The organism is Nonomuraea sp. 3N208, assembly GCF_052245935.1.
Lineage (GTDB): Bacteria > Actinomycetota > Actinomycetes > Streptosporangiales > Streptosporangiaceae > Nonomuraea.
Window position 1 is genome coordinate 70,156 of record NZ_JBQQBR010000032.1, and the last position, 16,458, is coordinate 86,613.

At 69.2% G+C, this 16,458-nt stretch carries 19 protein-coding genes; 12 read left to right on the top strand and 7 right to left on the bottom strand.

What is annotated here, in order from left to right; translation table 11 throughout:
* Nucleotides 1-39: 39 nt before the first annotated feature.
* Genes ACTWPT_RS39655 through ACTWPT_RS39685 form a run of 7 tightly spaced genes read left to right on the top strand, consistent with a single transcriptional unit; the run spans nt 40 to nt 6,684 of the window.
* Complete coding sequence (locus ACTWPT_RS39655) at nt 40-1,560, top strand: nucleotide-binding protein (RefSeq protein WP_443182667.1); 1,521 nt, start codon at nt 40-42, stop codon at nt 1,558-1,560.
* Nucleotides 1,557-2,450, top strand: coding sequence for an ATP-binding cassette domain-containing protein (locus tag ACTWPT_RS39660; RefSeq protein ID WP_443182668.1), 894 nt, complete (start codon nt 1,557-1,559; stop codon nt 2,448-2,450). The genes ACTWPT_RS39655 and ACTWPT_RS39660 overlap by 4 nt, the downstream gene beginning before the upstream one ends.
* Nucleotides 2,447-3,220 carry an ABC transporter permease gene (locus ACTWPT_RS39665; protein WP_443182669.1) on the top strand — a complete coding sequence of 258 codons (774 nt, stop codon included), beginning with the start codon at nt 2,447-2,449 and terminating at the stop codon, nt 3,218-3,220. The genes ACTWPT_RS39660 and ACTWPT_RS39665 overlap by 4 nt, the downstream gene beginning before the upstream one ends.
* The gene (locus ACTWPT_RS39670; protein WP_443182670.1) at nt 3,217-3,738 is read left to right on the top strand and encodes a hypothetical protein; all 522 of its coding nucleotides are present in this window, start codon (nt 3,217-3,219) and stop codon (nt 3,736-3,738) included. The genes ACTWPT_RS39665 and ACTWPT_RS39670 overlap by 4 nt, the downstream gene beginning before the upstream one ends.
* Nucleotides 3,735-4,835, top strand: coding sequence for an efflux RND transporter periplasmic adaptor subunit (locus ACTWPT_RS39675; RefSeq protein WP_443182671.1), 1,101 nt, complete (start codon nt 3,735-3,737; stop codon nt 4,833-4,835). The genes ACTWPT_RS39670 and ACTWPT_RS39675 overlap by 4 nt, the downstream gene beginning before the upstream one ends.
* Nucleotides 4,832-5,497: an ABC transporter ATP-binding protein gene (locus ACTWPT_RS39680; protein WP_443182672.1), complete on the top strand. Its 666-nt coding sequence runs from the start codon at nt 4,832-4,834 to the stop codon at nt 5,495-5,497. Before ACTWPT_RS39675 ends, ACTWPT_RS39680 begins: the two co-directional genes overlap by 4 nt.
* Nucleotides 5,494-6,684, top strand: coding sequence for an ABC transporter permease (locus ACTWPT_RS39685; RefSeq protein ID WP_443182673.1), 1,191 nt, complete (start codon nt 5,494-5,496; stop codon nt 6,682-6,684). Before ACTWPT_RS39680 ends, ACTWPT_RS39685 begins: the two co-directional genes overlap by 4 nt.
* 33 nt (nt 6,685-6,717) lie before the next feature.
* Here the strand turns inward: ACTWPT_RS39685 and ACTWPT_RS39690 are convergent, their stop codons facing one another.
* Nucleotides 6,718-7,626, bottom strand: coding sequence for a DivIVA domain-containing protein (locus ACTWPT_RS39690; protein ID WP_443182674.1), 909 nt, complete (start codon nt 7,624-7,626; stop codon nt 6,718-6,720).
* Between the two features lie 166 nt (nt 7,627-7,792).
* Between ACTWPT_RS39690 and ACTWPT_RS39695 the strand changes: the two genes are divergently transcribed.
* Both ACTWPT_RS39695 and ACTWPT_RS39700 read left to right on the top strand, forming a co-directional pair.
* Entirely contained in the window at nt 7,793-7,960 is a 168-nt protein-coding gene (locus ACTWPT_RS39695; protein WP_443182675.1) for a hypothetical protein, read from the top strand.
* Nucleotides 7,961-7,975: 15 nt separating this feature from the next.
* On the top strand, nt 7,976-8,269 hold the full coding sequence (locus tag ACTWPT_RS39700) for a zinc ribbon domain-containing protein (protein WP_443182738.1): 294 nt from the start codon (nt 7,976-7,978) through the stop codon (nt 8,267-8,269).
* Here ACTWPT_RS39700 and ACTWPT_RS39705 read toward each other — a convergent pair.
* The 3 genes from ACTWPT_RS39705 to ACTWPT_RS39715 form a co-directional block, all read right to left on the bottom strand.
* Nucleotides 8,252-9,343, bottom strand: coding sequence for a globin domain-containing protein (locus tag ACTWPT_RS39705; RefSeq protein WP_443182676.1), 1,092 nt, complete (start codon nt 9,341-9,343; stop codon nt 8,252-8,254). The genes ACTWPT_RS39700 and ACTWPT_RS39705 overlap by 18 nt on opposite strands.
* 268 nt (nt 9,344-9,611) lie before the next feature.
* Nucleotides 9,612-10,325: a DUF4386 domain-containing protein gene (locus ACTWPT_RS39710; protein ID WP_443182677.1), complete on the bottom strand. Its 714-nt coding sequence runs from the start codon at nt 10,323-10,325 to the stop codon at nt 9,612-9,614.
* A gap of 105 nt (nt 10,326-10,430) precedes the next feature.
* Complete coding sequence (locus tag ACTWPT_RS39715) at nt 10,431-11,330, bottom strand: helix-turn-helix domain-containing protein (RefSeq protein WP_443182678.1); 900 nt, start codon at nt 11,328-11,330, stop codon at nt 10,431-10,433.
* Between the two features lie 77 nt (nt 11,331-11,407).
* Here ACTWPT_RS39715 and ACTWPT_RS39720 point away from each other — a divergent pair, with 77 nt between their 5' ends.
* Nucleotides 11,408-12,265, top strand: a complete 858-nt coding sequence (locus ACTWPT_RS39720) for an alpha/beta fold hydrolase (RefSeq protein ID WP_443182679.1) — start codon at nt 11,408-11,410, stop codon at nt 12,263-12,265.
* 112 nt (nt 12,266-12,377) lie between these two features.
* On the opposite strand, the gene ACTWPT_RS39725 is transcribed toward ACTWPT_RS39720, so the two are convergent.
* Nucleotides 12,378-12,938 (bottom strand): TOPRIM nucleotidyl transferase/hydrolase domain-containing protein, encoded by a 561-nt coding sequence (locus ACTWPT_RS39725; protein WP_443182680.1) that lies wholly within the window; start codon nt 12,936-12,938, stop codon nt 12,378-12,380.
* Between the two features lie 217 nt (nt 12,939-13,155).
* Here ACTWPT_RS39725 and ACTWPT_RS39730 point away from each other — a divergent pair, with 217 nt between their 5' ends.
* On the top strand, nt 13,156-13,722 hold the full coding sequence (locus ACTWPT_RS39730; protein ID WP_443182681.1) for a hypothetical protein: 567 nt from the start codon (nt 13,156-13,158) through the stop codon (nt 13,720-13,722).
* Nucleotides 13,723-13,806: 84 nt separating this feature from the next.
* Here ACTWPT_RS39730 and ACTWPT_RS39735 read toward each other — a convergent pair whose 3' ends face one another.
* The gene (locus tag ACTWPT_RS39735) at nt 13,807-15,213 is read right to left on the bottom strand and encodes a PhoX family protein (RefSeq protein ID WP_443182682.1); all 1,407 of its coding nucleotides are present in this window, start codon (nt 15,211-15,213) and stop codon (nt 13,807-13,809) included.
* A 174-nt stretch (nt 15,214-15,387) separates the two neighbouring features.
* Here ACTWPT_RS39735 and ACTWPT_RS39740 point away from each other — a divergent pair, with 174 nt between their 5' ends.
* A complete protein-coding gene (locus tag ACTWPT_RS39740; RefSeq protein WP_443182683.1) occupies nt 15,388-15,726 on the top strand; it encodes a hypothetical protein in 339 nt (112 codons plus the stop codon).
* Between the two features lie 7 nt (nt 15,727-15,733).
* Here ACTWPT_RS39740 and ACTWPT_RS39745 read toward each other — a convergent pair whose 3' ends face one another.
* Nucleotides 15,734-16,369 (bottom strand): LysE family translocator, encoded by a 636-nt coding sequence (locus ACTWPT_RS39745; protein ID WP_443182684.1) that lies wholly within the window; start codon nt 16,367-16,369, stop codon nt 15,734-15,736.
* Between the last annotated feature and the right edge of the window lie 89 nt (nt 16,370-16,458).

Below are 16,458 nucleotides of genomic sequence, written 5' to 3' on the forward strand. Positions count from 1 at the left end.
GACGAGCAGAACAAGGGCGGGGTAAACGGGGAATCAGTCGTGGATCCGGATCTGACGCGCACCATACGCTTCCCGCCACCCAACAGGTCGACGGGCGCGCCGGCCGTCGACAAGCCACCGCCGCCACCGCCGGCCGGGTTGTGGCGGCAGCAGGACAGGACCGGCTCCGAGCCTCCTGCCCCGGCTCCGGTTCAGGGGCACTTCGAGGGGTGGAACTCCGCCGGGCCGGTCGCCTGGCCCAGCCCCGGAGACCCTGCTCCCGGCACGGGGGACTCTCCCGAGAACGAGCAAGCCGGATGGCGCAGCGGCGCGCCCGAGCCGGGCGTCCCCGGGACGAGCGCTCCGGGGATCGGCGAGGCAGGCGTTCCCCAGCCGGCCGAGGCCGCGCCGCGCATCCCCGAGGCGGGCGTACCCAAGCCCGGCGAAACCGCGCCGCCCCGGCGGGTCTTCCCGCCACCTGGTCAGCCGCCGCACGTCTCCCTGCTCCCCCAGTCTGAGCAGCCCCCCTGGGAGCCGGCGGCGTCCCCGCCCCTCCCGCAGGAGCAGCCTTCGTGGGAAGCGGCGGCGCCTGTCCAGCAGCAGCCGGCCGGGGCCACGCCGGATCCTGACACGGCTGGGGCGGCGATGTCGTCCGAGAGCCTGCGTCCGGAGCGCTTACTGCGTACCCGCAGGAGACCGCCGTCGGGTGGCTGGCGCAAAGCCGTGTACACGCTCACCGGCGGCCTCATCAGGCCGCAGGACTCCAAGGCCGAGCGCCGCCGCCACGAGCTGATCGAGCGCATCAGGCAGCCTGTCGCCTCGGGCCACTTCAGGATCGCCGTCATGAGCCTCAAGGGCGGCGTCGGCAAGACCACGACCACCATCGGACTCGGCTCGACGCTCGCCCACCAGCGGGGCGACCGGGTCATCGCGGTCGACGCCAACCCCGACCGCGGCACCCTGTCGGAGAAGCTCCGGCTGGAGTCACCCGCCACCGTCCGCCACCTGCTCAACGACCGGGGCGGCATCTGGCGCTATGCCGACGTGCGCTCGTACACCTCCCAGGCGCCCTCGCGGCTGGAGGTGCTGGCCTCCGACCGCGACCCCGCGATCTCCGAGGCCTTCAACGCCGACGACTACCGTGCCGTCGCCCAGATCCTGGAGCAGTTCTACTCCATCTCGATCACCGACTGCGGCACCGGCATGCTGCACTCGGCGATGGGCGCGATCCTGGCCATGGCCGACCAGATCGTCCTGGTCAGCCCGGTCACGGTGGACGGGGCCAGGTCGGCGTCGGCGACCCTCGACTGGCTGCAGGCCCACGGCCATCAGAAGCTGGCCAGGGAGGCGGTCGTGGTCCTGTCCGCGGTCAAGAACACCCGCAGGAACGCGGTCAACCTCGAAGAGCTCAAGGGCCACTTCGCGCAGCGCTGCCGCGCCGTGATCGGGGTGCCCTTCGATCCGCACCTGGAGCAGGGGTCGGAAGTTGACCTCGATCTCCTGCGCACCGCGACGCGGGACACGTACCTGGAGGTGGGCGCCACCATCGCCGACCGCTTCAGCCAGCGAGCAGGCGCATGACGCCGTTGCTCGACGTCACCGACCTCAGCAAGGCGCAGGCGCTGGAGGAGGTGTCGTTCACCGTGGAGCGGGGCGAGATCGTCTGTGTGGTGGGGCCGCCGGGCAGCGGCAAGACCACGCTGATCGAGTGCCTGGCCGGCGCCGCGGAGCCCGACTCGGGCAGCGTGGAGGTCCTCGGCCGCACGGTCGGGCCAGGTGATCCCCTCCCCCCGGGCCTGGCGGTGAGCGTGCGCGACGAGAGCCTTCCCGATCGGATGAAGGTGGCCGAGGCCATCTCGCTGTTCTCACGCCTGTACGGCACGCGCGGCCTGCCCCCGCGCCTGATCGACCTGCTCGATCTGGAGCCGCTGCTGCCCAAGCGCTTCAAGACTCTTACCGAGGGCCAGCGCCGGCGGACCATGATCGCGCTCGCACTGGTGGGCAACCCCGAGCTCGTCCTGCTGGACCAGCCGACGACCGGGCTCAAGCCGGGCAGCAGGCAGCGCGTCGAGCAGACGATCAGCGAGCTGCGCGACGGCTACGGCGGGGTGTGCGTCACGCTCGACGACCTGGCCCAGGCGGAGAAGCTGGCCGACCGCGTCGTGCTGCTGCGCCGGGGACGGGTGCTCGCGGAGGGCTCGCCGTCGCGGCTGATCCGCCTGCTCGGCTCGGTCTTCGTGCTGCGGGTGCCGTCGCACATGAAGGTCGGCCGGCCGCAGGACGTACGCGTCCTGCCCTATGCCAGCTCGACCTACCTGTACGGGTCGCGGCAGGCGCTGGAGGCGGCGATCCAGGAGCTGTCGCCCATGAGCGGCGACCGGATCTGGTCGATCCGCCCGCCCACGCTCAGGGACGCCTACCTCACCCTGGCCGCCGTTCCGGAACCCGCGGCACTGGAGAGCGGGCGATGAACGGCACCCTGTGGGCAATGGTCCGCATCGAGCTGATGCTGCTCGTGCGGTCCCCGGCCGTGCTCGCGTCCGCGGTCATCCTGCCGTTCGCCGTCCTCCTCCTGCTGATGGTGTTCATCGGCTTCTCGTTCCCCACGCTGGAGTTCGGCGCCATGCCGGGGGTGCGGGTCATCGACCGGTTGTTGCCGGAGATGGCGGGCACCGTCGCCGCGTCGGTCGGCATCATGGTGCTCACCACCCATGTCGCGGACCTGCGCGGCCGCGGGATGCTCAGGCGCCTGAGCCGTACGCCGGCGGGTGCGGGCTCCTACGTCCTGGCCCACGCGGTCGCCGCCGGCGTGCTGGTCATCGCCTCGGTGGCGTTGTTCGCCGCCGTGACGTTCCTCATCTACGGGCCGCCGCGCTCCTGGAACCCGCTGAGCCTGGCCGGCGCGGCTCTGATCGTCGCCTACTGCGCGTTCAGCACCGGGCTGCTGCTCGGCGGCCTGCGCATGCCGTCCGCCGGCGCCCGCGTGGCGGCGCCGCTCTGCTTCGTCCTGCTGTTCGCGGGGAGCGGCCTGGGTGTCCCCCGCGAGGGGTGGAAGGGGGTGGCACCGTGGTTCTACGAGATCACCATCTACAACCCGCTCGCCCAGCTCAACGACTTCGTCTTCCAGGCCTCCCTGGGGCGGCTGTCCGAGACCTGGCCCGCCGTGGCCGGGCTGCTCGTGGCAGCGGTCGTGGTGAACGTGCTGACCAGGCGCACCTTCGACTGGGACGGCCGCCCATGACCAGGATCCTTGCCACGCTCGCCACCGCGTTCCTCGGCCTGACGGCGCTCACCGGCTGCGCCCAGCGGGACGAGCGCCACCCCATCGCCATCGCCATCGCGGCCACCCCGGGTGCCACGGCCAAGGCGGCGGCCGCTCCCAAGGGATCGGCGGCGCCCACGGGCGATCCGAACGACGCGATGCTCAAGCTCACCCAGTGCCTACGCCAGAACGGCATCGACGTGCCCGACCCCGGCTCTCCCGAGGAGAAGACCTGGAAGTACGAGGGCGACCGGGCCACGCTGGAGAAGGCGACGAAGGCCTGCCAGGAGTACGCGTCGCAGATCCCTAACCCGCTCGAGGACCCGAAGGTGCGCGACCAGCTGATCCAGGTCGCCAGGTGCATGCGGGAGCAGGGCTTCGACGTACCGGATCCGCCCCAGGAGAACCCCAACCTCAACCCCAACGATCCCAAGCTCCAGGCAGCCGCGGAGAAGTGCGCGCAGCAGCACCTGCAGGGCCAAGGAGGTGCACCGTGAACGGCCGGCTCAAAGGAGTCCTCGTCGCGCTGGGCACCGCGGCCGTCGGCAGCGCGGTGACCGCCGGGGGCGTGCACGCCTCGGCCGCGTTCTTCGACGCGGGGCCACGCGCGCATGCGGACAGCACGCCGACCCCGCGTACGGTCTCCACCGCCACCAAGCCGATCACCCGCGGCGACCTCGTCGACAGGGAGAGCATCGACGGCACGCTCACGTACGCCGGCAACCGCACGATCAAGGCCGGCTCGGGCGGCACGATCACCAGCCTCCCCGCTGAGGGAAAGGTCATCAAGCGCGGCGGCGCGCTGTACCACATCGACCGCCATCCGCGGATCCTGCTGTACGGCAAGCTGCCCGCGTACCGGACGCTGAAGGAAGGCGTCAAGCGCGGCCCGGACGTCGAGCAGCTCGAACGCAACCTGCGTGCCCTCGGCTACAAGAAGGACATGACGGTCGACACCCGCTTCACCGACGCGACCCGGCGGGCCGTCCGCGAGTGGCAGAAGGACCGGGGAATGGAGCGCGACGGCAAGGTGTCGCCCTCGGACATCGTCTTCCTGCCGGAGGAGGTACGGGTGAGCGAGACGAGCGTCGAGGTAGGCGACCAGATCGCGCCGCAACGTCCTGTCCTCGACGTCACCGAGACCGACCGGCTGGTACGCATCAACCTCGACGCCGACAAGCAGGACATCGCCAAGGTCGGCAAGAAGGTCACCGTCAAGCTGGCCGGCGGACAGAAGGCCGCGGGCAAGATCTCCCGGATCGCGAAGGTGGCCAAGACGGTCAAGCGGTCGGACAACCAGGAGAGCGGCGCCACGGTGGAGGTGGAGATCAAGGTCTCCGCCAAGTCGCTCGGCTCCCTGGACGAAGCGCCGGTGACCGTCGAACTCGAACGCCGGCGCGCCGAGAACGTCCTCACCGTGCCGGTGGAGGCCCTGCTCGCGCTGCCCGAAGGCGGGTACGGGGTGGAGGTCGTCGAGCCGGGCAAGCCGCCCGCGCGGATCCCGGTGAAGACCGGCGCCTTCGGCAACGGCCGGGTGGAGGTGAGCGGCGCCGGTCTCGCCGAAGGCATGCAGGTCTCGGTGTCGGGCCGATGAAGATCCTGGAGATCCGCGGCGTGAGCAAGAGCTACGGCAAGGTGCATGCTCTGCGCGAGGTGGACCTGGTCATCCGCGGCGGGGAGATGGTCTCCATCGTGGGCCCGTCCGGCTCGGGCAAGTCGACCCTCTTGCAGATCGCGGGCACCCTCGACCGGCCGACCTCCGGGACGGTACGCGTGGCCGGCCATGACGTGAGCAGGCTGTCGGACAGCGAACTGTCGGCGCTGCGTGCCCGCTACATCGGCTTCGTCTTCCAGCAGTTCCACCTGGCGCCTGGCTCGTCCGCGCTCGACAACGTCGCCGATGGCCTGCTCTACTCCGGGCTGTCCAGGAGGCAGCGGCGCGAGAAGGCGGCGGCGGCGCTTGAGCGGGTCGGCCTGGGCCACCGTCTCGATCATCGGCCGCACCAGTTGTCCGGCGGGCAGATGCAGCGGGTGGCCGTCGCGCGGGCCGTCGCCGGCGAGCCACCGCTGCTGCTGGCTGACGAGCCGACCGGCAACCTCGACTCCGAAGCGGGGGCCGAGGTCATGTCGTTGTTCCGGAGGCTGAACGCGGCAGGCATCACCATCGTGATCATCACGCATGACTCCGAGGTGGCGATGGCGTGCCCACGCCGGATCCGCGTCCGCGACGGTCTGGTCAGGTCAGAGGTGTCATGACGGCTCTTCGCCCGGCCCGGCTGCGGGCGACGGACCTGGCCCGGCTCGGCACCTCGGGGCTGCGGGCCAGGCCGATGCGCGCGATCCTCGCCGCGCTCGGCATCTCGATCGGGATCGCCACCATGGTCACCGTCGTCGGCATCTCCGCCTCCAGTCAGGAGCAACTGCTGCGCCAGCTCGACGCGCTCGGAACCAATCTGCTGCGCGTCCAGCCGGGCGACAGCCTCTTCGGCGACAAGGTCAAGCTGCCCAAGGCCGCCGCCGACATGGTCGGGCGGATCGACGGGGTCACGAACGCCAGCCAGACCGGCGAGACGGGCGTCACCATGCGGCGCAACGACCTCATCCCCAGCGGCGTCTCGCTCGGCATCACGGTCCAGGCCAGCAGCCTCGACCTGCTCGACACCCTCGACGGCAGGATCCGCACCGGCACGTGGCTCAACGCGGCCACGGAAAGGCAGCCCGTGGTGGTGCTGGGCGCGGTGGCGGCCGACCGGCTCGGCCTCAGTGCGCCCGACGTGCAGGTCTGGATCGGCAACAGGTGGTTCACCGTCATCGGCATCCTGGACCGGATGCCGCTGGCCGAGGAGATCGAGCGGTCCGCGCTGATCGGCTTCCCCGCCGCGAAGGACTACCTGAACCACGACGGTCACCCGACCACCGTGTACGAGCGTTCGGCGGACGAGTCCGTCGAGAGCGTCCGCGCGATGCTGGCCCGCACGGTGAGCCCGGAAAAGCCGAACGAGGCCAAGGTGAGCAGACCGTCCGACGCACTCAAGGCCAAGGCCGCCGCGGCAGGGGCGTTCACCGGTTTGATGCTGGGCCTGGGCGCGGTCGCCCTGTTCGTCGGCGCGGTGGGGGTGGCCAACACCATGGTGGTCGCGGTCCTGGAGCGGCGCAGGGAGATCGGGCTGCGCAGGTCGTTCGGCGCCACGAGGGGGCAGGTCCGCAGCCAGTTCTTGGTCGAGGCCGTGCTGCTGTCCGCCTTCGGCGGGGGCGCCGGGGTGTTGCTCGGCTCGCTGGCGACGTTCGCCTACGCGCGGCTCAATTCGCTGCCCGCCGTGGTGCCGATGTGGGCGCTGGGCGGAGCGCTGGGCACGACGATCCTGATCGGCGCGCTGGCCGGACTCTACCCGGCGCTCCGGGCGGCGCGCGTTCCCCCAACGGTGGCGCTCACCGCACAGTGAGGTGTACCGCCGACGATGGCGCTCACCGCGCAGTTATGCCGTACCACCAGGCTCTCCGTGAGGGGTCTCGTCCGACGGAAGGGGCGCGCCGACGCCCTCGGCCGTCTCCCACTCTTCGAGGCTCATCAACAGCAGCTCGAAGTAGTCGCGGAGCTTGCCGCGGTATTCGCGGTTGGCGGCGCGCACCCGGGCGGCCTCGCGCTCCCATGACTCATCGCCCGATGCCGATGCCGTGTGCTCAGAGCTCGCCGTCGACAGCAGCTCGTGCCGCCTCCTGCGCGCGTCCTCGACCAGCTCGCGGCTGTATCGCTGGGCGTCCTGGATGTACTGGTCGGCGGTCTGCTGGGCCTGGGACAACAGGCTGGCCGCGTACACGTGGGCCTCGTGCATCTTGCCGGCGACCGCCTGCGACTCCGCGGCGCCCGCGGGCTCCACGCGCGTCAGCCCGCCCCCGCGGCCGACGGGGGTGGTGCCCTCCGCCTCCGTCCGCTGGGCCTGCTGCTCCTGCTGTTGTGGCAGGGCTGCCTGCCCGGAGTCGGTGACGTACCCGCGCAGGAGCTCGAGCTCGCTCGCGAGCGCGTTCTTCTCCTGCGACAGCCGGGTCAGCTCTTCCTCCACCCGGTCCAGGAGGCTGTTCACCTGGTGCTCGTCCAGCCCTCGTTTGCCCAGCGGAGCGCGTCTGAAGACGATGGAGCGCAGTTGCCCGGGCGTCAGCCGTTCAGCGGAGCGCCCGAACGACGAGGACTCGGCCTTCCGCGGCTCGTCCCACTGCGGCTCTTCCCAGGATCCGTCCGTCGTGTCACCGGGCTCCCGCCAGACCTCGGCCTCCGCGCCGCCGTCGTCGTCGGCGAAGTGGAACGCGTCGTCGTTGACGTGGAAGCCGTTGCCGTTGTCCTGCTGGGCGGGGTATCCCGTATGGAAGTGCTGGACCGAGTCATTCATCAGGATTGGTGGCGCGGAGACCCGATCCTTCAGGACCGGAAGGAAGCGCCATCCTCCTTTCGAAAACAGTATGGAAAAATTGGGTAACAGACGGTAATCTGCTCAGCCGGACGTCCTGACCGCGGCGCTGCGGGTATGCAATGAGGCGGCCAGCCTCGTCTCCCGATTGGCCTGGCAGCAGCGCACCTTCACCGTGGTTGAGTTGCACCGGCTTGCCTACCATCCGGTGCGCGCGCTCGCCGGCCTGGGCGCGCAGGCGGCGGTGCGGGCGATTGCCCGGGTGGCCGGTGCCTACGCCAACCGGTACCTCCAACGGCGCACCCTGCACGGCTAGGCGTTCGCCCAGCCGATCGAGTTCACCCGCTACAAGGCCGCGCGGGCCGGGGTCGCCTTCCTCCTGGTCGATCCCGCCTACACCTCGCAGGCCTGCCCCGACTGCGGGTGCATCTCCAGAGCGAATCGGCCGGCGCGAGGTCGTTTCGTCTGCACCGGGTGTGGCCTCGCTGGGCACGCCGATCACATCGCGGCCTGCAACATCGCCGTTGCGGGCTGGGCTGCTGTCAACCAGCCACACGCTACCGGCCTCCCTTCAGCCAGACGGGACCGTGAGAGCAAACCACCGGCCTCAACCGGTGGTAGTTGACGTGGCGAACCTCTGTGTTGGCGTGGCCGCGCTCGCGAACCTCTCCAGGCGTATACGGTTGTCGCTGAATCCGTTCTCGCGAAGCATGCTCACCGTGCTGTCGACCATGGCAGGCGGGCCGCACACATACGCGTCGTAGCCGCCCCATCGACCGTAGCGGCTGACGACCTCACTCACGGTCCCAGAGGCGGCGACGTCCGGGGCGCCGATCTCGGACAGGGCCGCCCTGACGTTGAGCCAGGAGTGACGCTCGGCCCACGTACGCACGATGTCGAAGTCGTAAAGCCCCTTGGGTTCGCGCGCGCCAACGAACAGGGAAACCCACGGCGGCACCGGCAATCTGATGACATGCTCCAGAATCGCCTTTATCGGAGCGAATCCCGTGCCTCCGGCGACGAGCAAGATGTTTCGCTCGGTATTCGGATTGAGTGTGAGAGTTCCGACGGGCGCGCCGAGTTTGACGATATCGCCCTCGTGCATCTCGCGGACGAGGGTTTGGCTGACGGCGCCGTCAGCTTTCACATGAATTTCGATGGTGTTGTCCTGCCTCGGCACATTCGCCATCGAATAATAGCGCCACATGTTCGGCCATTTTCCGACCTCGATGGGCGCCGATTGACCGGGGACGTACGGGAAGGGCTCGTCGATCAGCAGCCGGATCACCGCGGTGTCGATCGCCCTGCGCTCGTGACTGATGACCTCCGCCGACCAGTGCGACGGCCTGTTGGTCGAGTCCTGCCGCGCGCCGTCGACGAGCACCTGCGACAGGGTGGCCAGGAACACGCACCACTCGCGCTCGAGCTCGTCGTCCCAGGCGTTTCCGGAGAAACGCCGCATGGTGTTGACCACGCTCGCGCTCCACTGGGCGTACTGCTCTGGCTCAGTGCCGAACTTGCGGTGGCTGCGGCCGAGCTGGTGCAGGTAGGGAGTGATCTCCGCGAGATTCGCGCAATTCTCCACGGCTAACGTGAGCGCGCTCATGAGCCGGTCGCGCTGGCTCCGCATGTTCACCGGAAACATTTCCCGCAGCTGTGGCGCGCGCAGAAACATGTCGGAGAACAAGTACAACGGCACGCCATCCCCGTACTTGGCGACCAGCTCGAAGTTATCTCTTAGTCGCTGACAGCCCAACAAGGCCCCCCCAGCAGCGCTTCGCACCCCGAGAAACAAGTTACTGAACCGAGTCTAGACAGGGTAGCTTCGAATGTCCATTAATACCGGTAAGTCAGGTTTTCTCTCTTTGACGGCGGCTGTCGAGCGGCGCGCTCCGTACTGGGGAAACGGCCCGAACCCGCGACCGATGGCCTTGCCGCAACACTCGCCGAAGCCCTGTACGCGAACCCTATCTCTGCTGTACCGGCGAGGCGGACGTGCTCTCGTCCACGGTGACGTGCCCGCCCTTGACCAGGAGCCAGATCATGAGCACAACCTCGCCGACGAAGGTGAACATGGCCGCTTCGATCGAAGAGCCCGGCACGAGAAGCCGACCGAGGCTGTCCACGAGATAACCGAGCCCCGCGATCAGGACCAGGACGCCCACCCACCTGGGCACATAGCGCGACTTGTACGCCAGGTATCCCAGGAGGGCCAGGTGAAGCCCGAAGAGGCTGAGGCCGGCGTCCCAGATGTCATGGAAGGCGTTGATCTTCGACAGCACGTCGGCGTCCAACCGGCCGGTGGTGTCGGCGACGCCGAGGAGCGGCGTCACCCCGGCGAGCTGGGCGATCGCAACGGTGAACACTCCTGCATACACAGCCCTGAGCCAGGCCGCGAGCGTGGCGACACCTTCGTGCACCGGCGTGAAGAACACCAGAAGCGCCCAGGCCACGACCACGTCGAGAATGGCGGCCACGAGGAAGCCGGCCACGCCGTAGCGGAACAGCATCTCCGCCTCGCGTATGTTCTGCGCCGTCCGCTGCGCGTCACCTTCCGTGACGAGGTTCTCCACGACGCCGAAGTTGGCGAGACCTGCCAGGACGGCGAGGGCGACGAGCGCGATTCCCCCGATCAGTGCCGCCCGGCGTATCGGCTGATGGGCTGTCTCTAATGGGGTCATGCTCTCTCCCGCTGCCACTCTCGACGATGTAAAGAATCCTTGACATCAACCAACGTAACAAATCTTTGACGTCATGTCTAGAATTTTTGACATCGCCGCGATCGCTCAGTGCGCAGGCCGGCCGAGTTGATGGACCGAACCGAGATCCCCAGAGACGTGAGGCTTGGCGGGTGTTTCGTGGCTGGTCCATGCGATGTCGTCAACCGCCAGAAATGGCTCGCCGACCACGGTCGCGGGGGTTACTCCGGTGAACGCCATGACGTCCCGATGCAGGTGGGACTGGTCGGCGTAGCCGGCGTCGGCCGCGACTCGGGCTGCGCCTTCACCTGCGACCAGGCGATGGGCGGCGTGGTCGAAGCGGACCAGCTTGGCAGCGCGCTTGGGCGGCAGGCCGAGCTGCGACCGGAACCGGGACCACAGGCGCTTACGGCTCCATCCGACCTCGGCCGCAAGACCGTCGACCCGGACCAGGCCGCGGCCGCCGACGATCCGATGCCAGGCCCAGGCCACCTCCGGGTCCACCGGCGACCCCGCCTCATGCCGGCGGGCGAGCAGCGTGTCCGTCAACGCGAAGCGATCCTGCCACGACGAGACGTCGCCCAGTTGCTCACGGATCCGTGACGCCTCGCGGCCCCACAGGTCATCGAGGGCCACCACGGCGCCGTCGAGGTCGGCGGGCGAGTGGCCCAGAACCGCGCGTGCGATCACCGGGGACAGCCGCACCTGTACGCACTCGACGTTCTCACCCCGCGCCCAGACCGCGCCTCCGGACCCGAGCCCGGGCCCGGCGACGACACTTCCCCGCTGCTGCCGCCCGGCGGCATAGTCCAGGACGGGCGAACCGGTGCCGAACTCCAGAAGCAGCGTCACGGCCGGGTGCGGGACCATCCGGAGCGCGTCCAGGTCACGGACACGGAACCCGGCCATGGTGACACCGGCCACCAGGCTGGGCCGCTGCGGGCGTGCGACGCCCCACGCAGCCGCACCGTGCACGAACGTCCGCACGGTGCCATGCTACGTGAGCCGGCTGAGGGGAACATTTGTCCAATCCACCGGCGCGTACCGGCGGCGACAGTGGCCTCATGACCATTTCTGACGGCGAACCGCAGGTGAACGGCGACGCCGAGGCCACCGAGAGTTCGACCCTGTCCCTGGACGACGGCGACATCCACGTGTGCCAGGACGGCCCCCGCGACGCCCCCGCACTCCTGCTCATCCACGGGTCCGCCTCCTCGACCCGCTCATGGGATGCGCTGGTTCCGATGCTGACCAGATCCCATCGCGTCATCCGCATCGACCTGCTCGGGCACGGCCGGTCGGCCAAACCGGCCGACCGTAGTTACGCGATCCGGGACCAAGGACGCCGGGTCGGCGCGGCACTGGACCGGCTCGGCGTCAAGAACGCCATAGTCGTCGGCCATTCCAGCGGCGGCGCGGTCGCCACGGCCCTCGCCGAACAGCGACCCGACCTGGTGACCGCGCTCGCGCTCATCAACACCGGACCCAGCCTGGACGCCTTCATCGCACCGGAGTCCGCCGCAATCGCACCCTCGCAGTGGCCGCCGACCGACGAGCAGATCCGCCAGTTTGCGAGCACCGGTTTCAGCCGCGCGGGCTACCAGATCCCACAAGAGCTCCTGGACGACGTGCGCGCTATGACCTACCACACGCTCACCACGACGATGCAGGGCACCAGCGCCTATCTGGAGCAGCAGGCGCTCCCGGATCGGCTGACGGCCCTCGGCAAGCCGCTACTGGTGATCTTCGGCGAGGACGACCGCAGATGGCGATCCTCATCCGCCGCCGACTACCGCACCGTTCCGGGCGCGAAAGTCGAGTTGCTGCCCGGTCTCGGACACTCACCCATACTCGAGGATCCGCCGCGGACCGCCATCCCCCTCCTGGCCTTCACCGCGATCCACGCCCCGCGGGCGGACTGAACGAGAGATTGCCATGGTCGCGCCGGCGACGACGACGCCAAGCCCGCGCCCTCTGGTTCCGCCAACGAAGCCGCCTCAGCCGGCAGTGACAAAATCACCATCTCCGACTGCCTCATAGGTGGGCCAGCAGCATGTCCAGCGGTCGCGGCACGCGATCGAGATCGAGTGCCGCGACGAGCGGGCCAGAGTAGCGGATCTTGCGGCCACTTCCTGATCCCATGAATCGGCGCAGTTGGTCGTGAGTGGTGCCCCCGCGCCATGCGGGTTGCTTCTGGAGCGTGCGAAATGACCTGAGCTCGCCCTCGGCATCGACAACGCGCTCAACCATGGCGGTGCCGAGGGCGCGGATCAGCTCGTCTTCCAGGTCAGCGACGCACACGAAGAATCCGAGCGCCTCCAGATCGCTTCGGCTGAGATTGGATCCAAGACCGGCGCGCTCGAGACCCCTCCGGAAGTCGCCTTCCTCCCCGACGTCGACCAGACCGGCCAGCCGGAGATTGCGACCGCGAGGGCCGAACCTGCCGATATACGTCCCGATGTTCGTCGCACCGCCCATCGCCACAAGGGAGATGCCTTCGGTCGCCAGGTTCCGGCCACGGCGCTCGGCCAACGCCTCGATAGCCGACTTGTCACTGGATCCCTCGACCAGGACCACGGTTTGCGTGTCGCTCACGAGCCCAGCCTTGCACCCAACCTGGAGAGGTTCATCCCCTTTTACGCGTTGCCGGTCCGGTCCCGGCGTTCTTGGTACGCGTGACGGTCCGCGGGTCGTATGTGGAGCGGGTGGCGCGCGGGCGCCTCAGCGCGGACCAGTCACTTTCTGTGTGAACGCGGCGTCAGCGGGTTATCTCTTCACGTGGAAGGCACAACGTCCTGACCAGAGGAGCCCAATGCCGACCCTCGCCCGGTTCACCGCCGCCGCCCTGCTGCTCACGCTCGCCGCCTGCGCCGACCCGTCCGCGACACCGACCGCGACACCGCCGGCGCCGCTCTCCGCGACACCAGGAACGGCGGGCGCTCCTCCTCCGACCGCCTCCACCCTGACGACATCCAGCCCGACGACATCCAGCCCGACGACATCCACCCCGACCCCGGCTGCCGAGCCACAAGCGGCCGACGGGAACGATCTGGCGGCCTGCAAGGACGCCGACTGCGAGGTCGACATCCAGGCGGGCGACCGCCTCACCATCGGCGAGCGGTTCGGCGTGCAGCGGCTCACGATCAGCTCGCTCAACGCGGACGAGGTCGTGATCGGGCTCTTGGGCTCCTCCGGTGGTCTGCGGGCCGAGGGAATGAGCGTGAGCGTCAGCGGTACCTGCGTCAACGGCCGCTGCCGCGACGAGGGCAACCTCACCCTGACTCCGAGCAGGCCCGGCCGCATCAACAACATGCGGCTGGAACTCACCCACCTCGCAGACGACCGCGCCATCCTGCGGCTCACACCACCGCCGAAATAAACCGAAATAGGGTGCCGGCCGTGCCCGGCGAGCACAACTCGCCGCGGACACGACCGGCAGGGGTAGAGCGCGCCGGGATATGTCCTACAGGGAGCCGTTCTCCCACGGGCCGGTGATGGCGAAGGTGATGCCGGGCGACTGGATGTTGGCGAACAACCACCCGCCGTCCCTGCTGTCGAACACCGACCCGCACCACTCCGAACCGGTGTAGGTGCCGGGTGCCACGGACTTGCCAGGCACGCCACCGGCCGGGATGACGACCGCGTTCTCCGCGAAGGGGAAGATCTCGCCGTCGGTGGTGAGCCCGTGCAGGTACTCCACGCCGGACCCGTCCTCGCACAGCACGATGCCGCCGCGCGGGCTGACGCAGATGTTGTCGGGGTTGTTCAGCACGGCCGCGTTCGGCGAGGCGAACAGCACCCGCATGGTGTTGCCGGCGAGCTCGTACTCGAAGACCTGGCCCTGACCGGCGGGGCCGCCGCTGGTGCTGACGATGTAGATCTTGCCGTCGTGGTACCAGGCGCCCTCCAGACGGGCGAACGAGGCGCCGCCCTTGGCGATGCCCTGCCGCACGACGCTGGTCTCGTTCGCGCCGGGGTCGGGATTGTCGATGACGACCCAGCCGATCTCGGGGTAGGCGACGCCGGTGCCGTCCTTGTAGGTGGTGTACGGCGAGGCGCCGATCGTCATCATCTCCAGCACGCCGCCCTGCGCCAGGTCGCCCTTGACCTTCGGCCGGAAGCGGTAGAAGCCGCTGGGGGTGGCGTCCTCGGTCTCGTACACCCAGCCGGTCTCCGGGTCCACGGCCACGGCCTCGTGCGAGAAGCGGCCCATCTCCTTGTACGGCTTGGCGTCGCTGACCTTGTCATGCGGCACCTCGAAGACGTAGCCGTGCCGGTAGTCGCCGTTGATCAGGGTGGTCTCCTCGCACGACAACCAGCTGCCCCACGGGGTGGGCCCGCCGGCGCAGTTGCGGATGGTGCCGCCCAGGCTGGCCCAGCTCTGGACGAACTCTCCCTTGCGCGTGTCGAAGATCAGCGACGTGGTCCCGCCGCCGGCGGTCGGGTTGTACGCGGGCTCGACGAAGGCGCCGTTGAAGCCGCCCACCTCGTGGTTGCGGACCAGAACCGTCCAGTGGCCCTTGCCCTCGCCGCCGCCCGCGGACGTCCGGTCCTTGAGCGCGTCGCTGGGCTTGAACGCGGCCATACCGTCGTGCACGCCAGGCGTGGGACGACCGTCGCTCATCTTGTCGCCGGTCCAGCCGTGGGTCAGGTACTCGAACCCGCGGGGCAGCTTGAGCAGCTCCAGGCCGGTGGTGTGGTCCTTCACCGGGTACAGCGGCCCGTAGTCGGGGCTGAAGGCCCGCTTCACCATCGTGGAGGCATCAGCGGTGCGGGCGGACAGCGCCGCCAGCGGCCCGCCCGCCACCACGCCGAGAGTGGCGGCCGTCAGGCCGGTACGCAGGAATCCCCGCCGGTCGATGTCGGTCATCGTAAAGCTCCTTGATCATCGCGGGGGTGCCCCTGAGTTGGACACCCCCGCGAGTCACCCTCCGGCCTTCCGATGTCGATCCGGCGAAACAGGGATGACCCTCGCCTTACGGCCGCTGGAACGCAGCCTGGGAGCTATTGAGCCTGGTGCGAGGTAGGAAGGAGATCAAGACGCATGGGAAGAGTCGACGATGACGTCCAAGCGCCGCGAGGAGCGCCCGGCCGATTGTGGGACAAACATTCCGCCTCGTACAACCGGCAAATGGCGTTCTTCGACCGGAGGTTCTTCGGCGACAGCCGCTCGTGGATCTGCGGGCAGGCCAGTGGCCACATACTCGAGGTCGCCGTCTGTCTGGTGCAGCGCCTGCTCGAAGTGGTGACCGTGCCCACGGGCGGCGAGCACTTCCTTCGTCGGCCCATCAGGCTGCTTCCCGAGCACGGCCTCACCGTCGAACGTCACGACCGCTTCAAGGTGGGCATCGTCGAACGCCTGGCCGCCCGCAAGCCCGCTTGAACCCGAGTCAGCGCTCGACGGCCAGGCGTACGCCGAGGCCGATGAAGATGCCTCCGGTGGCGATGTCGACCTTGCGGCGGGCGGCCTGCCGGCGGCGCAGCCAGCCGCCGATCCGCCCCGCCAGCACGCCCACCGTGCCGTCGACCACGAACTCCAGCGCGATCAGGATGGCGCCGAGGATCGCGAACTGCAGCCAGACCTGGCCCAGCTCCGGGTTGATGAACTGCGGGAGGAAGGCGATCGTGAAGGTGACCATCTTCGGGTTGAGCAGGTTCGTCAGCACGCCGCTGGTGAACGCCCGGCGGCCCGACAGCGCCCCCTTGCCCTCCACGGTGATCTCGCTGTCGACCCCCTTGCGGTTCCGCAACATCTGCACGCCGAGGTAGATCAAGTACGCGGCTCCGACAATGCGTACCACGGTGAAGGCCACCGGGACCGCCTCGAAGAGCGCCGCGAGGCCGACCGCCGCCACGGCGACGTGAACCGCCTCGCTCGTGGCCACCCCGGCGGTGGCGAGCAGGCCGGCCCGCGCGCCGCCGCGCATCCCGCAGCCCAGGACGAACAGCATGTCCGGCCCCGGAGTGATCATGGCGACGATTGTGGTCATGGTGAACAGCACGAGCAGCTGCGCGTCGATAGGCATGAGGGCATCGTCGCAGATTCCCCCAGGCTCATCACTCGCGAGCCGGACCCTGCCGACCGCCGTGTCCGCACCGGCTCCCTTCCTGGATT